General features: G+C 48.9%; 16 protein-coding genes and 1 pseudogene. 5 read left to right on the plus strand and 12 right to left on the minus strand.

What is annotated here, in order from left to right:
• The 11 genes from AC6EJC_RS26265 to AC6EJC_RS26315 form a co-directional block, all read right to left on the minus strand.
• Window positions 1-995: L-threonylcarbamoyladenylate synthase (locus AC6EJC_RS26265; RefSeq protein WP_444956450.1), on the minus strand; the 995-nt coding region annotated here is incomplete at its 3' end.
• Window positions 996-1,228: 233 nt separating this feature from the next.
• Window positions 1,229-1,921: a stage II sporulation protein R gene (gene spoIIR, locus AC6EJC_RS26270; RefSeq protein WP_444956451.1), complete on the minus strand. Its 693-nt coding sequence runs from the start codon at window positions 1,919-1,921 to the stop codon at window positions 1,229-1,231.
• Between the two features lie 210 nt (window positions 1,922-2,131).
• Window positions 2,132-3,325, minus strand: coding sequence for an FtsW/RodA/SpoVE family cell cycle protein (locus AC6EJC_RS26275; RefSeq protein ID WP_444956452.1), 1,194 nt, complete (start codon window positions 3,323-3,325; stop codon window positions 2,132-2,134).
• Window positions 3,326-3,400: 75 nt separating this feature from the next.
• Window positions 3,401-4,300 (minus strand): peptide chain release factor N(5)-glutamine methyltransferase, encoded by a 900-nt coding sequence (gene prmC, locus AC6EJC_RS26280; protein ID WP_444956453.1) that lies wholly within the window; start codon window positions 4,298-4,300, stop codon window positions 3,401-3,403.
• A gap of 3 nt (window positions 4,301-4,303) precedes the next feature.
• Complete coding sequence (gene prfA / locus AC6EJC_RS26285) at window positions 4,304-5,371, minus strand: peptide chain release factor 1 (protein ID WP_013312344.1); 1,068 nt, start codon at window positions 5,369-5,371, stop codon at window positions 4,304-4,306.
• A gap of 272 nt (window positions 5,372-5,643) precedes the next feature.
• Window positions 5,644-6,744 (minus strand): redox-regulated ATPase YchF, encoded by a 1,101-nt coding sequence (gene ychF / locus AC6EJC_RS26290; protein WP_209947790.1) that lies wholly within the window; start codon window positions 6,742-6,744, stop codon window positions 5,644-5,646.
• 132 nt (window positions 6,745-6,876) lie between these two features.
• Window positions 6,877-7,368: a GNAT family N-acetyltransferase gene (locus AC6EJC_RS26295; protein ID WP_444956454.1), complete on the minus strand. Its 492-nt coding sequence runs from the start codon at window positions 7,366-7,368 to the stop codon at window positions 6,877-6,879.
• Window positions 7,365-8,465 carry a type 2 isopentenyl-diphosphate Delta-isomerase gene (gene fni / locus AC6EJC_RS26300; RefSeq protein WP_444956455.1) on the minus strand — a complete coding sequence of 367 codons (1,101 nt, stop codon included), beginning with the start codon at window positions 8,463-8,465 and terminating at the stop codon, window positions 7,365-7,367. The genes AC6EJC_RS26295 and fni overlap by 4 nt, the downstream gene beginning before the upstream one ends.
• A gap of 71 nt (window positions 8,466-8,536) precedes the next feature.
• The gene (locus AC6EJC_RS26305; protein ID WP_444956456.1) at window positions 8,537-9,028 is read right to left on the minus strand and encodes a DMT family transporter; all 492 of its coding nucleotides are present in this window, start codon (window positions 9,026-9,028) and stop codon (window positions 8,537-8,539) included.
• A gap of 58 nt (window positions 9,029-9,086) precedes the next feature.
• Window positions 9,087-9,791: a Crp/Fnr family transcriptional regulator gene (locus tag AC6EJC_RS26310; RefSeq protein WP_444956457.1), complete on the minus strand. Its 705-nt coding sequence runs from the start codon at window positions 9,789-9,791 to the stop codon at window positions 9,087-9,089.
• Window positions 9,792-9,848: 57 nt separating this feature from the next.
• Window positions 9,849-10,274 carry a DMT family transporter gene (locus AC6EJC_RS26315; RefSeq protein ID WP_444956458.1) on the minus strand — a complete coding sequence of 142 codons (426 nt, stop codon included), beginning with the start codon at window positions 10,272-10,274 and terminating at the stop codon, window positions 9,849-9,851.
• A gap of 233 nt (window positions 10,275-10,507) precedes the next feature.
• Here AC6EJC_RS26315 and AC6EJC_RS26320 point away from each other — a divergent pair.
• Window positions 10,508-12,003: pseudogene (locus AC6EJC_RS26320) on the plus strand (phospholipase D family protein).
• Between the two features lie 34 nt (window positions 12,004-12,037).
• On the opposite strand, the gene cls reads toward AC6EJC_RS26320, so the two are convergent.
• The gene (gene cls / locus AC6EJC_RS26325; RefSeq protein ID WP_444956459.1) at window positions 12,038-13,549 is read right to left on the minus strand and encodes a cardiolipin synthase; all 1,512 of its coding nucleotides are present in this window, start codon (window positions 13,547-13,549) and stop codon (window positions 12,038-12,040) included.
• 207 nt (window positions 13,550-13,756) lie between these two features.
• On the opposite strand from cls, the gene AC6EJC_RS26330 reads away from it, so the two are divergent.
• From AC6EJC_RS26330 to AC6EJC_RS26345, 4 genes are all read left to right on the plus strand, one after another.
• The gene (locus AC6EJC_RS26330) at window positions 13,757-14,359 is read left to right on the plus strand and encodes a TetR/AcrR family transcriptional regulator (protein WP_444956460.1); all 603 of its coding nucleotides are present in this window, start codon (window positions 13,757-13,759) and stop codon (window positions 14,357-14,359) included.
• 35 nt (window positions 14,360-14,394) lie between these two features.
• Window positions 14,395-14,736 carry a DMT family transporter gene (locus AC6EJC_RS26335; RefSeq protein WP_444956461.1) on the plus strand — a complete coding sequence of 114 codons (342 nt, stop codon included), beginning with the start codon at window positions 14,395-14,397 and terminating at the stop codon, window positions 14,734-14,736.
• The gene (locus AC6EJC_RS26340) at window positions 14,736-15,050 is read left to right on the plus strand and encodes a DMT family transporter (RefSeq protein ID WP_025683394.1); all 315 of its coding nucleotides are present in this window, start codon (window positions 14,736-14,738) and stop codon (window positions 15,048-15,050) included. Before AC6EJC_RS26335 ends, AC6EJC_RS26340 begins: the two co-directional genes overlap by 1 nt.
• 56 nt (window positions 15,051-15,106) lie before the next feature.
• Window positions 15,107-15,588: 1-phosphofructokinase family hexose kinase (locus tag AC6EJC_RS26345; RefSeq protein ID WP_444956462.1), on the plus strand; the 482-nt coding region annotated here is incomplete at its 3' end.

Raw genomic sequence — 15,588 nt, forward strand, 5'->3', positions numbered from 1 at the left:
GAGCGGCCTCGCGGCGCGTAGTGCGTGTACTTCATACCCGGCGAACGTGGCGCCGGGCTGTCGGCATCCTCGCCGGGCGTAGCGGCCAACGCCGGGTCCAGCACGACAGCGCGAGCAACCGCAGCGAGCTGCTCGACTGTCACGCCGCCGGGACGCAGGATGGTGACGGTTCCGTCGTCACCCGCCTGCACCACCGTGGACTCCAGCCCCACCCCCGTGGGACCTCCGTCCAAAATGCCGCCGATGCGGCCCTCCAGGTCCTCCTGCACATGCTGTGCTAGGGTCGGACTGGGCCTTCCCGAGCGGTTGGCGCTTGGCGCAGCCAGCGGACAACCCGCTTCCGCGATCAGGCGCAGCGCAATCGGATGATCCGGCATGCGCACACCGACCGTGTCCAGCCCCGCTGTCACACGCGATGACAGTGTCTGCGGCACTACTGGCAATACCAGAGTCAGCGGTCCCGGCCAGAACGTATTCATCAGCGCCCGGGCTGTATCGTTTATTTCCGCTACCATACCGTCTAATTGAGCAGCATCGGAAATATGTACAATGAGCGGGTTATCGGAAGGACGTCCTTTGGCGAAAAATACCGCCTCCACCGCTTTTGTGCTGCGCGCATCGGCCCCCAGACCGTACACAGTTTCCGTAGGAAAGGCTACCGTCTCCCCAGCTTGGAGCAGTACGGCAGCCTCACGAATGCCCTTTTCAGCCGCAATCCGAGCCTGTCCAGCCCAAATTTCGTCAGAAACATCCCCGTCGTCAGTCTTGCTCACAGGAACAACAGAATCAGTTTCCTTCAAATCAGCAGATGGTATAGCAGCTATACTCATGTTCTCTTCAGGAACCAAACATCTTACATCCCACCATTTTGTATGAGAAGGCTTCAACGTCTGCTTTAGCTCGTGAATTCCCTGTCCGTCCAGCTCCTGCCCAGGTTTCTCCTTTTGCACAATATCTCCGCGCAAGTCTTGCATTTGATTCAATTTATCGCTCATATCAGATCATCCCATATCTTATTGTCATACAGGCCAGTTCATTTTACCTGATCCCCATAAACCTACTTTGCAAAATCAGCTCAATTGGCTCTGCCATGTGTATATCTACCGTAAGTCCCATTATAGCATATGGGGAAACTTACACTCGTTGTTCTCTTTTCCATAGCACCGACGTATACCGCCCTTGATAAAGAGCACCAAACTGTAAATCGATTCTCTACAACTCACAATGATTAGGCAAATAAGCCACTCACCCAGCTCCACAGACCCGTAAGTGCATCCCACAGAAAAAAACGTACTTCCGGCTCCTTGCCAGTGGCATTCGTCCGACTGTCTCCGTGATTCGTTTTTGCCGATACGGTCTGTGCTGCTGCTTCCCCACTGCCTGCATCAATAAAGCACAATGGTGGAAACAGCACACACCACCAATTTTGCCCTTTTCCTTGCCCTAGCGTGACCCGTAGTGCTTCATAATTCCCTGCCGGGTAGACAAGACCACCGTACATTTTCGTCGGGAAAGGTACGCTTGCCAGTTCTACCTGATGATCATACGCAATGCCGCGACGAACCAGTTCCGTACCTACCAAACGGTCAATTTCAGGTAAATGAGCGTCAATCAACGCTCTGGCTTGATTTAGGCTTTGCGGGTTTTCCAGTTCACCCACCCACGTATTCATCTGCTGCACAATGGCATCCCGTATTTCACGCTTAACCAACTGATCCTCCGGACGATCCGAATTAGCCAAAATGCGCAATCGGATGGAATCGTGCGGAATCACTTCCAGCCCCGTTGTGTTCACTCCTGACGCTAAAGTTCCTCTTGTTCCAGTGGTCATAGCAGCATCCGTTTTTTGAACCTCCCAAGACATCATTAATATCGAAATACAAAATAGTATCATTGCAGCTTGCTTTATCCAACTTCTCATCTTAGTCCCCCCAAACCCAAACTCTATCATGTCTATCAGTCTGTCCGGTTTGGGAGAGTCTAAACCTATGAATCTTGTAAAAGATTCAGGATCAAGGCTTGATCCTCACCTAGGAATATGAAAAAGCCCAGATTTCACAATCTGGACTCTTTCGTTGCACCATTTCAACTCACACAAATACCAATCCGTATCTAGCCACAATCCACCCTACTAAGCTTTTTTCGCCTTCGTTAAGCTTAGTCTGGAAGGCTGTGGCAGATCATCCTCCAGCTCTTGGCCGTGCACCTTAATACTCATAACCAAGCCAATACTAGCCATGTTAATAAGCAACGAGGTACCACCATAGCTTATGAACGGGAGCGTAATCCCCGTAAGTGGCATAATGCCCAGAAACGCACCAATATTCTCAAAAATCTGATACAGCAACATAGACACAATCCCGACAATAATATACGGTCCGGCGCGATCCCGGCATTCCAGCGAAATCAGGATCATTCGATGAATCAAAATAAAATATAGCAATAGCAGCACTGAAGAGCCTACAAAGCCAAATTCCTCCGCTACGACTACAAAAATAGAATCCGCATACGTATAAGGAACACGCCCGGATTGTACCGAGGTTCCTTGCAAAAAGCCCTTGCCCATCATCCCGCCAGAGGCAATCGCCAGCTTGGCGTTCTTAGTATGATAAGATGCCTTCGCGGTCGCCTCTTCCGGTACCAACCAAGGGTCCAGACGCTCTACCCAGTGACTACGGCCAATCCCCTTCATAAAGGTATCAATCTCATCGTGAAACGAAATATATGCTTTGACCCCGCCGCCAACGGCGACTGCAAATATGGTAAAACCGATCAGTGCATGGGATGCCTTCACATTACCAATCCATAGCATACCGATGACAATGACGATGTATCCGAGCGCATTACCCAAGTCATTTTGCGCCATGACCATAGCAAACGGGACAAAGCTTACCAGAGCGACTGGAAGAACATCCTGAATAAAATAAAGCTTGCTCTTGCGCTTTTTAATCAGCATATACGTCAAAAAAATGATAAGAACTAGCTTGAATACCTCAGCAGGCTGAAGGTTCAAGCCACCAATTTTCAAAAAGCCCTGAGAGTTGTTAACCGTCCCGCCAAAAAATCCGAGACCCAGCAAGAATATTCCGCCTCCATATACGTACAAGGCTTTTTTAATAAATATCCGAAAATCGACCATCGCTAAACCCAAGATCGCCACAAAACCCAATATATAATACCCAATCATCCTCTGGTAATCGTTGCCGTGATCAGGCAGGTTCGTAGGAGCTCTACCTGCGCTGTATACTGTTACGATACTAATCGCCATGAGCAAAATCAGAATAAAGATAATCGGACCGTCAATTTTTTTCAATTTCTGAAGCATGATTTCCCCCTGAGCCGTTTCTCGGTCATACCCCTCTTATTCTAAAGGAAAGACTCGCAAAAAGAAAATGCAGCACTACTCCGAGACACCTAGGACATGTCGCTCGATCCCTGCAAGGTCAGGAACGATTATAATGTTCTTCCAATGACCTGCCTGTTCCAACAGGCCAGCCACGTCTCTGGCCTGTCCCATCCCCAATTCAAACCCGATTAGCCGGGGCGGAGCCTGAAGGAGTCCGAGCTGCTCCAGCATTGCCCGATACGGGCCGAGCCCGTCAGGACCACCATCCAACGCCATCCGCGGCTCATGATCGCGTACCTCTGGCTGTAAGCCAGCGATGTCAGCAGCCGGGATGTACGGCGGGTTGGACACGAGAATGTCCACCGCCGTTCCCGCGAACGGCGCCAGTAGATCGCCCTCGCGGAATTCTACGGCTGCGCCGTTCGCAGCAGCGTTATGGGCCGCCATTTTTAGCGCAGCGGCCGAAATATCCCCTGCCGCCACGCGCCAACGCGGTCGCTCAGCCGCCAACGTCACGGCGATTGCACCGCTGCCTGCGCCGATGTCGAGCGCCTGCGGGGCGCCGCTTGGCCACAGCCGATCGCCGTGCTGGAGTATCGCCTCGACGAGCAGTTCTGTCTCGGGGCGCGGAATCAGCACCGACGGCGAAACCGCGAACGGGCGGCCATAAAATTCCTGCCGTCCGATAATATACTGCGCCGGTTCACCCGCAGCTTTGCGGGCTATGATCCGTTCCCACGCCTCCTTGACGGAGGAAGGGAACGGATCACCCAGAGCGGCGTAAAACGCCGTGCCTTCCAACCCGAGTACATGCTCCAGCAGCAAGCGGGCGTTATGCTGCGGCTCCAGAACGCCACAGCTTCCTAAAAAAGAAGAAGCCTCAACTAAGGCTTCTCTGACACTCATGTTCCGTTCCGGCGACATCCGATACACACAATCGCGTTCGTTTCCCAAAACTTAAACCTCTTGTTCCATCAAATCAGCCTGCTCTGCAATCGTGAGCGCCGATACGATTTCTTCGATCTCCCCGTTCATCACCTGGTCCAACTTATGCATAGTTAGTCCAATACGATGATCCGTTACACGGCTTTGTGGGAAGTTGTAGGTACGTATACGCTCACTGCGGTCTCCGGTACCTACTTTGCTCTTACGCTCGCCTGCATATTTGGCTTCCTCTTCCTGACGCAGCATATCCGAAATACGGGCACGCAAAACTTGCAGCGCCTTCTCCTTGTTGGAGTTCTGGGATTTGCCGTCCTGACAGGTTGCCATAATACCTGTTGGCATATGCGTTACACGCACCGCCGACTTGGTCGTATTAACGGACTGTCCGCCCGCACCGCTGGAACAGAATGTATCCACGCGAATATCTTTGTCGGAAATTTCAATATCCACTTCTTCTGCCTCAGGCATAACGGATACCGTAGATGTCGACGTATGAATACGTCCACCTGATTCTGTCGTCGGAATCCGCTGTACGCGGTGTGCACCACTTTCGAATTTCATTTTGCTGTATGCACCACGACCATTAATCATGAAAATAACCTCTTTAAAGCCCCCGAGGTCATTCATGTTCGCGTCCATCAGCTCTACACGCCAGCCTTGGGTATCGGCATAACGAGTGTACATCCGGTACAGGTCAGCTGCGAATAGTGCCGCTTCGTCACCACCCGCTGCACCACGAATCTCGATAATAACGTTCTTATCATCGTTCGGGTCCTTCGGCAGCAGCAAAATACGGATTTTTTCATCCAACTCCCGCTTGCGAACACTCAGTTCTTCAATCTCCATTTTGACCATTTCACGCATCTCGTCGTCCAGCTTTTCACCCTGCATGGTTTTAGCAGCTTCCAGCTCTTCAACGACATTTTTATATTCGGTATATGCTTCATAAGCAGGCTGTAAATCAGACTGTTCTTTGGAATAATCTCTAAGTTTTTTGCTATCGTTCGCTACATCCGGATCGCAGAGCAGTTCGCTCAGTTTATCGTAGCGGTCCGCCAATGATTGCAATCGGTCCAACAAGCGATTCACCTCTTCAGTTAAATTAATATGAAACCAGCTTCAATTTCACTGGCTACAGCTCTTTATTATACCAACTAATTCATGAATTAGCTACAAGAAATACTGACTAATTTAGGATTTTGCAAAAATCCGCACAACATGCAATACAATAAAAAAGTCGCCGCCCTAATATAGGCAGCGACCACGTAATCTAGCACATTTCAGAACACACATACATTGAGTCATCGTCTTTTATATATCCGAATCGAGTATTGTACTCTGGAAATTATATATTAAACATTAAAACGGAAATGCATAACGTCTCCGTCCTGCACTACATATTCCTTACCTTCCAAACGAAGCTGCCCACGTTCCTTAGCTCCGTTCATCGAACCAGCAGCGACCAAATCGTTGTAGGATACAACCTCGGCACGAATAAATCCGCGTTCAAAATCCGTATGGATTACGCCCGCAGCACCTGGTGCTTTCGTTCCTTTATGAATAGTCCATGCGCGTACTTCCTGTACACCTGCTGTGAAATACGTATACAGTCCCAACAAGCGGTAAGCCGCTTTAATCAGACGGTTCAATCCGGATTCAGCCAATCCCAGCTCCTCAAGGAACATCGCCTTGTCCTCGCCTTCCAGCTCAGCGATTTCAGATTCTACTTTGGCGCTGATCGGTACCACTTCTGCATTTTCCGCTACGGCAAAATCGCGTACCTGTTGCACATATGGATTGCTGTCGGCTTCCGTTACGCCATCTTCGCTGACATTTGCAGCGTACAGTACAGGCTTCATCGTAAGCAAATGAAGATCGCGTACAATCAACCGTTCTTCATCCGTTAATTCTAAGCTACGCGCAGGTTTATCAGCATACAGCGATTCCTTGATCCGCTCAAGCACTTCAACCTCTTGGGTGTACTGCTTGTTGCCACCCTTCATGTTTTTGCGGGAACGTTCAATACGCTTGTCTACGCTTTCGATATCCGCCAGAATCAGTTCCAGATTAATGGTCTGAATGTCGCTGATCGGGTCAATTTTGCCGTCCACATGGGTAATGTTCTCATCTTCAAAGCAACGTACCACATGAACAATCGCATCCACTTCACGAATATGAGCTAGAAACTTGTTACCCAGACCCTCACCCTTACTTGCTCCGCGTACAAGTCCTGCAATATCAACAAATTCAAATGCCGTTGGCACCGTTTTGTTCGGCACAACCAGTTCAGTCAGCTTATCCAGCCGCTCGTCCGGTACTTCAACGACGCCTACATTAGGGTCAATCGTACAAAATGGATAGTTTGCGGATTCCGCACCCGCCTGCGTTATTGCGTTAAAAAGTGTTGATTTGCCCACGTTTGGCAAGCCCACGATCCCCGCTTTTAAAGCCATAATCAGAACAACTCCCGTTTATATAAAATATGCGTTATGCCATCCGTTAGTTTACCAACCCACATTATATATGAGAACCTATACACGCGGCAAGCATACGGTTATGAAATTCAGGATTTTCTACATCCCTATTTAGATTTCTTTCCTCATCTGGATATCCGTAATCCGATAGCCCGACTTGCGATATACATGCAAAGCTCGCTCATTATGCCCAAATACATGCAAACCGATGCGGACAGCCCCCAGTCTGCGAGCTTCTTGTTCCAAAGCCCCCATCGCCAGCGTACCCAGACCCCTTCCCTGATATGAATCGTAGACAAGAATATCCAGTAGAAAAGCTTCTTTACCTTGCGCACCATCCGTAATATTGAACCAGATATAGCCAGCTTCCTCTTGACTCTGCCCGCCAGCATCGGAAAACATCAACATATACAGGTGAGCATCGGGTGTGTCGAGTTTCTGTGGCAGGTATCGAGCAAAGCTTTCTGCTGCGCGTTCATGCGCTTCATCTACCGTCCATGTACCTGCTTGGATTTTCTCATCCGCGTAGTCCGCAAGCGAGCGTTGTTCAAATCGATCGTATTGCTCCGCATTCATCGGAACCAATGTAATAAGTCCGCTCATCCGTTTACCTTCTTTCTTAGTCGAGTCGTATCTTTAAGCCCTTCCATTCCATCTACCCCGATGCCGAACATGACCGTGCGGAGTTCCAGTTCCACCTGCTCCAATCGTGCTTCCAATGCCTCGCTGGAGGCAACCGCCGAGCCGAGCAAGGAACGTCCGAAGCCTGCCATGTCAGCACCCAAAGCAAGCGCCTTCGCTGCATCGACACCATCTCTCAGTCCACCGCTACCGATCAGAGCGCCATTAGGCTGAGCGGCTCTAACTTCCACGATACAGTCAGCGGTCGAATTGCCCCAATCCGCAAACGCCTCCGCCGCGGCACGACGCACAGGATCAGGATTGCGAAATTTCTCCACTTGGCTCCAGCTTGTCCCGCCTGCGCCAGCGACATCAATAAAAGCTGCACCCGCATCATATAGTCTCGAAGCCGTCTCGCCATCTATGCCCCAGCCTACTTCCTTCACTCCTACAGGCACTGAAAGCTGACGACACAACTCCTCAATGCGCTCAAGCAGGCCGCTAAAATCCAAATTCCCTTCGGGTTGGAAAATCTCCTGCAATCCGTTCAAATGCAGCACCAACATATCTGCTTCGGCAATTTCCACCGCACGGCGACACTCGTCCACACCAAATCCGTAGTTCAGCTGCACCGCACCCAGATTGGCAAGGATTGGGATGCTGGGTGCTAGACGGCGAACCGCAAAGGTTGAAGCCAATTCTTCTTTTTCCACCGCAGCCCGTACGGAGCCGACGCCCAACGCCCAGCCGCGTCTCTCCGCTGTCTCTGCTAATCGCTCATTAATCGCTCCTGTCTCGGCGCTGCCGCCTGTCATGGAACTAATGAGCAGCGGTGTCCGTACAGCGCGTCCCAAAAAGGTAGTATCCAGACGCACCTCGTCAAAATGCAACTCCGGCAGAGCGCAGTGCTTAAAGGCATACCGCTCCAGCCCGCTGGTGATGCCTTGTCCGGCCACTTCTTCTTGCAGACAAAGACGGACGTGCTCAATCTTCCGTTCGCCTGTCCGCGCGGCAGGCAACAAAGAGCCGGATCTGTCGGAACCGTCAGGTGATCCCTTTATATTCTCTGTATTACTCATCTATGTTCCACCTCATCCAAAGTCACTCTGTTTATTGTATCAGGTTCGAAAAGCACAAATCACAACTTCCTTCATCCCTTCATAGAATCAGGTACAGATGAAATGCTTTCTTGCTGCTCCTTCGTACGCCCATGTCCAAATTTGAATACGAGAATACCACCGATAATGACCAGTACACCAATCAACTTGTTGAAGGTAAACGGAATTTTTTCTAATCCCAGCCATCCTAATGAATCCCACAACAGAGCGGTACCTAATTGTGCCGTCAATACTATGGAGATCGCATAGGTCGGGCCAAGTCGCTTCATTCCTTGTACCAGACAGAACACAACGCCGACACCAATCATGCCACTAAACCAGTACCACGGCTGCATATGCTGCAAAGTAAATGTATTTTTCCCTTCAAAAATAAGACTTCCGAGCAAGGAAGCCAAGAACCCTGTTCCCAGCACCAATGTTGTCGTGGCCCATGAACCTGTCCGCTCATTCACCTTATTATTGAATATCGTTTGCAGACTGACCAAAGCACCTGCGATAACCGCCAATACAACCCCTAGTAACATATTTTAACTCTCCCTTGATGGTCCGTGTATTCTTCTGCACTTATACAAAATGCTCTTATTACAATGATTCATAAATATTATGACCTGCCAGTTCACTCAAACCTTTTCTGTCTCGAATGACAATGTAGCCTTTTGTCCGTTCAACCAATCCATCTTCAATCATCTTGCGAATGACTCGGTTGAGATGTCTATAGCTGGTTCCGATCAAATTCGCCACATCTACCAGACTGGATGCCCGTAATTCCTCATGAAAAGCCGAATTGGATTCGTCAAAAGAAACAGATAGCAGGTAGCTCGCCAGCCTGACTTCCACCGGATACATGAGATTGAAATTGGAAAAGTCAGAGTCCAGACAAAACTTTCGCGTGACAATATCCAGTAAAAATTGCAGCAAAGGAGCATAGTCTCTACCATATTTGTTCATCCACTGGTGGTGGACACCGATCACATAGATCGGAGACACTGCCTCTACCGTGTTGATAACGTGACTACTACGAATATATTCAACATCTCCTATGACCTCGATCGGTGTTTTGAAGCAGAGGATCAGGGTCTTCCCTTCTGTAGAACTGGTATAAATCTTGACCTTTCCCTGCACCAGAATATACAAATGTTCAATGGAGTCCCCCTGTGAACAGAGCTTTTCCCCTTGCTCCAAACGATGCAGCGACAAATAAGGATGTAGTGGCTCGTAGAGTATGGATTCCAACTGATGCAGTTGCAAAAAATTTTTCAGTTGCTCTTGATCCTGAATTTCTCTCATTCCTAAGCTCACCTTCAATTTCTACGTTCTAAGCTTTCTCTACGAAAAAGTTCTATTTTAGAGCTTCAGAATAATTACACCCGCGATCATCATACCAATACCTATAAATTGTGGCAGCTTCATCTTTTGCTTTACTATGCCGAACCATCCCTTGATATCTACCAGGAAGGTTAAACACAACTGGGCAATCAACAGCGCCGAGATCGTGAACGTAACCCCAATATGTTGAATCGCCGTGACTTCACTAAATATAATAATAGCTGCAAAAGCACCGCCCCAAAGATACATCGGCTTTACCTGTTTCATTTCAGCAACACTGCCATCCCTTGTAAACATCCAGACTAATGCTGCCAAAATAAAGCCTGTTAGCTGAGTAACGGTAGCCGCTTGCCATGTGCCGATATCCTGACTAATCCGTGTATTCGCTACCCCCTGTAGCGTAATACAAGCGCCTCCCAGAAAAGCAAACAAGATTCCTCTCATAAATCGTTATTCTCCCCATGTAAATGACTTTTCTATATATTAAGTATAGGTCAGCCTGCCCATAAAGGACATATGTCCTCAATGAATAGCAAAACATTCTCTATTTCATTCCGTCCAGCATCCGCGTCAATCCTGCACACTTGGTTAATAATTAGACAGTATCTAATCGTAATCTGCATGTTCCGGCAAGATAAAAATGGAATGCAGCATTCAATTGGGGAGTTGACCGTCATATGACCAAACATGATCCGCTGCATTCTGTGCCGGAATATCGAGAAAAATCGAGGCAAAAGGGCCGTGCTCTTAAAATCACCATTCTGGTACTTATCCTCTGGCTGATTGCCGTGATGCTGTATCAGACCCATAAACCATTGCTTCGTTCATCTCTTATGAAAGTCAGGAGTATTCAACTAATGAGATAAACTTCTGGACAGATTTGACCTATCCCACCGGGGATGGAAGCACTGCACAGCATGAAGGACAAATTTTGAATCGTATGCTCGGGATCATTGATGAAGCCGGGCAATTTATCGTCATCGACCTGTTTCTGTTCAACGATTATAAGCATAAAGGCCAGCGCTTCCCCGAAGTCAGCACAGAGATGGCCGATCATCTTATTGCCAAAAAGAAAGCTCATCCTGATATGCCTATCTTTTTCATTACGGATGAAGTCAATACCAACTACAATTCTGCCCCCAATCCTTTGTTGGAGAATATGAAGCGAGCAGGGATTCAGGTCGTGCAGACCGATGTAGACCCGTTGCGGGACTCCACACCCATTTATTCGGCGGTGTGGCGTACCTTTTTCCAGTGGTTCGGGCAGCAGGGCACAGGCTGGATTCCGAACCTGATGGCCAGTGACGGACCTGACGTTACGGCTCGCTCCTATCTTAAGCTGTTAAACGTCAAGGCCAATCACCGAAAATTGGTTACCAACGAACAGACAGCGCTCATTTCTACAGGCAACGTCCACGACGCGAGTGCCTATCATTCCAATGTAGCGCTGGAGGTGAAGGGGCCCATCATCGGGGACATTTTACAAACGGAGCAGGCAGTGTTGGACTTCTCAGGCGGCGGGCAGCTACCTGCCTATACACCACAGGCCGAAGCCCCAGCTCCGTCGGGTAAGAACCGCTACCGGATCAAGTATCTAACCGAAGGCAAAGTGTACACCTCAGTTCTGGATGGCATCGGGTAGACGAAGAAAGGCGACAGCATTCACATGGGCATGTTTTATTTGGCTGACCGCAAAGTATTGAATAGTCTGCTGGATGCCTCTGCGCGTGATGTAAACATCCAATTGCTGCTGGACCCCAATGAAAACGCGTTTGGTCAGGAAAAAATCGGCATCCCTAATCGTCCGGTTGCCCAAGAGTTGTCCGATAAATCGGGCGGGAACATTCAGATTCGCTGGTATCATACCACCCATGAGCAGTTCCATACCAAACTGATTTATATTGCCAAGGCGCAAGGAGAGCATATCATTTGGGGTGGCTCTACAAATCTGACCCCCCGTAATCTGGATGATTTGAATCTGGAGAATGAATTGTGGGTGGCCGCTCCGGCGGACAGCAAGCTGACCCGACAGGTTGCGGCCTATTTTGATAAGCTATGGAATAACCAGGGGGCTGAATACAGTTTGGATCTGGCGGCTTACGAGGATCATTCAACATTTTGGAAAGATATTATATACCGTCTACAGGATATTTTGGGCTTTACTACATTTTAACTACGGGATACTGCTGTGGCGAACTCGTTTATGCTTACAGCAGCGGTGAAAGCAGCCGAGCGAGGGATTCCATCAAACGTTTGAACAGGCGTTTTTTCATGAATTCCTCTCGTACGATCAGACTGGCCGATTGCAAATCCCGTTCGTAGTCTGTCACCATCTGCTGCACACTGTGCGTTTGAATCAGCAGAGCGTTTACTTCAAAATTCAAATGGAAGCTGCGCATATCCATATTGGCTGTCCCAATGGTCGCAACCTCCCCGTCAATGATGAGGAGCTTGGAGTGAAGGAACCCTTTTTCATATTCATATACCTTGACTCCAACCTCCAGCAACGATTGGAAGTACGAGTGGGACGCGAGGAACGGTAGCCATTTATCCGGTTTCGCAGGAAATAGAATACGCACGTCCAACCCGGATAGAGCAGCCATCCGCAAGGCAGTCAGGATATCTTCATCCGGGATAAAATAAGGAGTGGCAATCCAGACAGACTTCCGGGCGGACGTGATCATCGAGAAAAACAGATTTTTGAGCACTCTCCGCTCATTATCCGGGCCGCTGGCAATAATCTGTACGCCTCCGTCCGTAATCGGTTCAATATTGGGAGACAGATATTCCTTATCCAGCACCGATTCGCCCGTCATATGAAGCCAATCCTGTAAAAATATAAGTTGCAACGTTCGCACAGCTTCGCCCTTCACAATCATGTGCGTGTCACGCCAAAAGCCGTAGGCTTTGTTGCGGCTGAGATACTCATCCCCCACATTTAGACCGCCGATTAATCCGATATTACCGTCGATAACTACAATTTTACGGTGATTACGGTAGTTTACCCGGCTGGAGAAGAACAAGATTCGAGCGCCGCCGTATGCAACGACCTCTACTCCTGCATCTCTCATTTCCTTCAAAAATGCCTTCGACAACTGAATACTGCCCACCGCATCGTACATAAACCGAACCTTAACACCCGCTTTGGCCTTTTCGATCAAAATTTTCTGAATGCTGGTGCCGATATCATCCGAACGGAAAATGTAATATTCCATATGGATATGATGCTGTGCCTTGCGCAGTTCTTCCAGCAGAGTGGAGAAGGTTTCATCTCCATTGTTCAGAATTTGAGTTTCTGTCGCAAAATAAATCGGGGAGCGGGCCAGTCTGCGGGCCAAACGCATCAACTGCTGCTGCTCATCTGTAAAGCAGGTCAGATCTCGTTTGACTTGCAAAGCTTCCTTTTCAATACGCTCGTAAGCCTGTTGGTCGCGCAATGCCTTTTTGTCATACTTGCGGCGCTTGAATACATTTTGCCCAAACAAAAAATAAAGAGGAAGTCCAACGACTGGCAGCAACGCCAGCAGCAAAATCCAGGACATTGTGGTGGAAGGATTACGATTCTCCGTAAAAATAATCAGACTGATGGAGATAACTGTCAGGGTTGAAAAAATACTAATGACAGTTCCTTCATTTTTGCCGATGTAATTAAACAAGCCAAAATAATAAATAATAAACACCATAGCCGCGATCAATACGGCCAGTAAGCTTCGCCTCATAACCAACCTCACTTCCAATGGACTGCATTTGACAGGTATTCTTCATTATATTGTACATGAGCCCCTTATTTCTTCCCACTTTTTTATTAAAATGTTGATAAAAAAGAACCCAAAGAAAAAGTTTCATACATAACGAAATATCGTTGGGTTGACACTTACTTTTTTTCATGCAAGAATAAACTAACGAACGTTAGGTAGGTGAAAATAATGGGGATAAAAGAGATTCGAAAGGCCGCTCTTTCCCAATTTGCCACCAATGGGTATGAGGGAGCATCCTTGAGCAGTATTGCCGTTGAGGTCGGGATTCGCAAACCGTCTATATATGCGCATTATCAAGGCAAGGAGGATCTGTTTCTACAGGTGGCGAGGTACGCTTTTCAAGAGCAGAATTTACGTATTTTTGAATACTTTTCGGAACGCAGAGATCAGTCGTTGGAGCATACACTGCATGACTTCCTGTTTTGGATGGGACAGGAATATAAGAACAACAATACAGCCAAGTTTATGCTTCGTTTTTCCTTCTTTCCGCCTGTATCTTTGTATAACGAGGTTCTGGATATTGTTAATCCTTTTCTGGAAAATATGGAGCGAAAATTAACTCGCCACCTCCGGAATACACGGGATCGGGAACCCTTTGGGCATATGGAGCCAGTGGATGTGGCTTTAGCCTTCATAACACTGGTGGACGGAATCATGGTGGAGCTACTGTACAGTGGAAGCATCAACTACCACCGGAGGCTGAACGCTGCTTGGCCTATTTTTTGGCGTGGGATTACGTTAACTTCACCTCCTGAAGCATCAAGCAGTTGAACTTATAAAATCTATTATTAAGGAGAACGTTCATCATGAGTCGCAGTTGGATTTACGTTTTTGTTGGCGGCCTCATTGAGGTCATATGGGTGTCGGGGTTGAAGCATGCGGATTCTGTACTCGCATGGATTGTAACCGTGCTGGCTGTAGTGGCCAGCTTTTATTTGATCATGAAGGCTGCGAACCGTTTGCCTGTGGGCACAGTATATGCTGTATTCACCGGACTGGGGACAGGAGGAACGGTCGTAGGTGAAATGCTGCTATTCGGGGAACCGTTTCAATGGTCTAAAACGCTGTTAATCGCCCTTTTGTTGGCAGGCGTGGTCGGCCTGAAGTTAGTTACCGACCGTGATGCTCAGGAAGGGAGTGGCGCATAATGGCTTGGATTGCATTGGTTATCGCGGGATGCTCGGAAGTGTTTGGAGTCATCGGTATGAAGGGAGTTACGGTGGGCAAAGGATGGAAGTCATTAGTGCTTATGGTCTTATCCTTTGTCCTTAGCTTCTCTCTACTCAGCTATGCCATGAAAAGTTTGCCTATGGGAACTTCCTATGCCGTATGGACAGGTATCGGAACGGTCGGTAGCACGATTACAGGCATGTTCTTGTACGGTGAACAAAAAAGCGTACTGCGTGTTTTATTCATCGCCATGATTCTTGCCGCAGCGTTGGGATTAAAGCTGATATCTTAGCATGAGCGAATGGAATCAAATGTTACAAATTGCTGATCTTAAAGGAGTGATACCTTGTGATTACCACCGTAACGCTTAACGCGGCTGTGGATAAAATCTACACGGTTGCAGGCTTCGGTTTGAATGCCGTCCACCGCATTGAAGGCGGTCTGACGGTGCCGGGTGGTAAGGGCGTGAATGCTGCCCGCGTCATTCGCACGCTAGGCGAGCCTGTACGGGCGACCGGGTTTGCCGCCGGACACACCGGACGGCTGCTCATCGACGGGTTGAGCGCGGAAGGTGTAAGCGCCGATTTCATCGAAACGGCGCACGGGGAAACCCGTCTTGCCATTACCGTGCTCGACCCGTCCGCGCGCACGCAGACCGAGCTGATTGAGAGCGGGCCGACCGTCGGGCCGCTTGAACTAGCCGCGCTGCGGCGCAAAATCACGACCCTTGCCGCAGATTCGGCTTGGGTCGTCCTCTCCGGCAGCCTGCCACCTGGCTGCCCGCCCGATCTGTACGCCGAGCTGTGCACGCTGGCGAAGGCGCGCGGTAC

The sequence above is a fragment of the Paenibacillus sp. TY11 genome, from assembly GCF_059772165.1.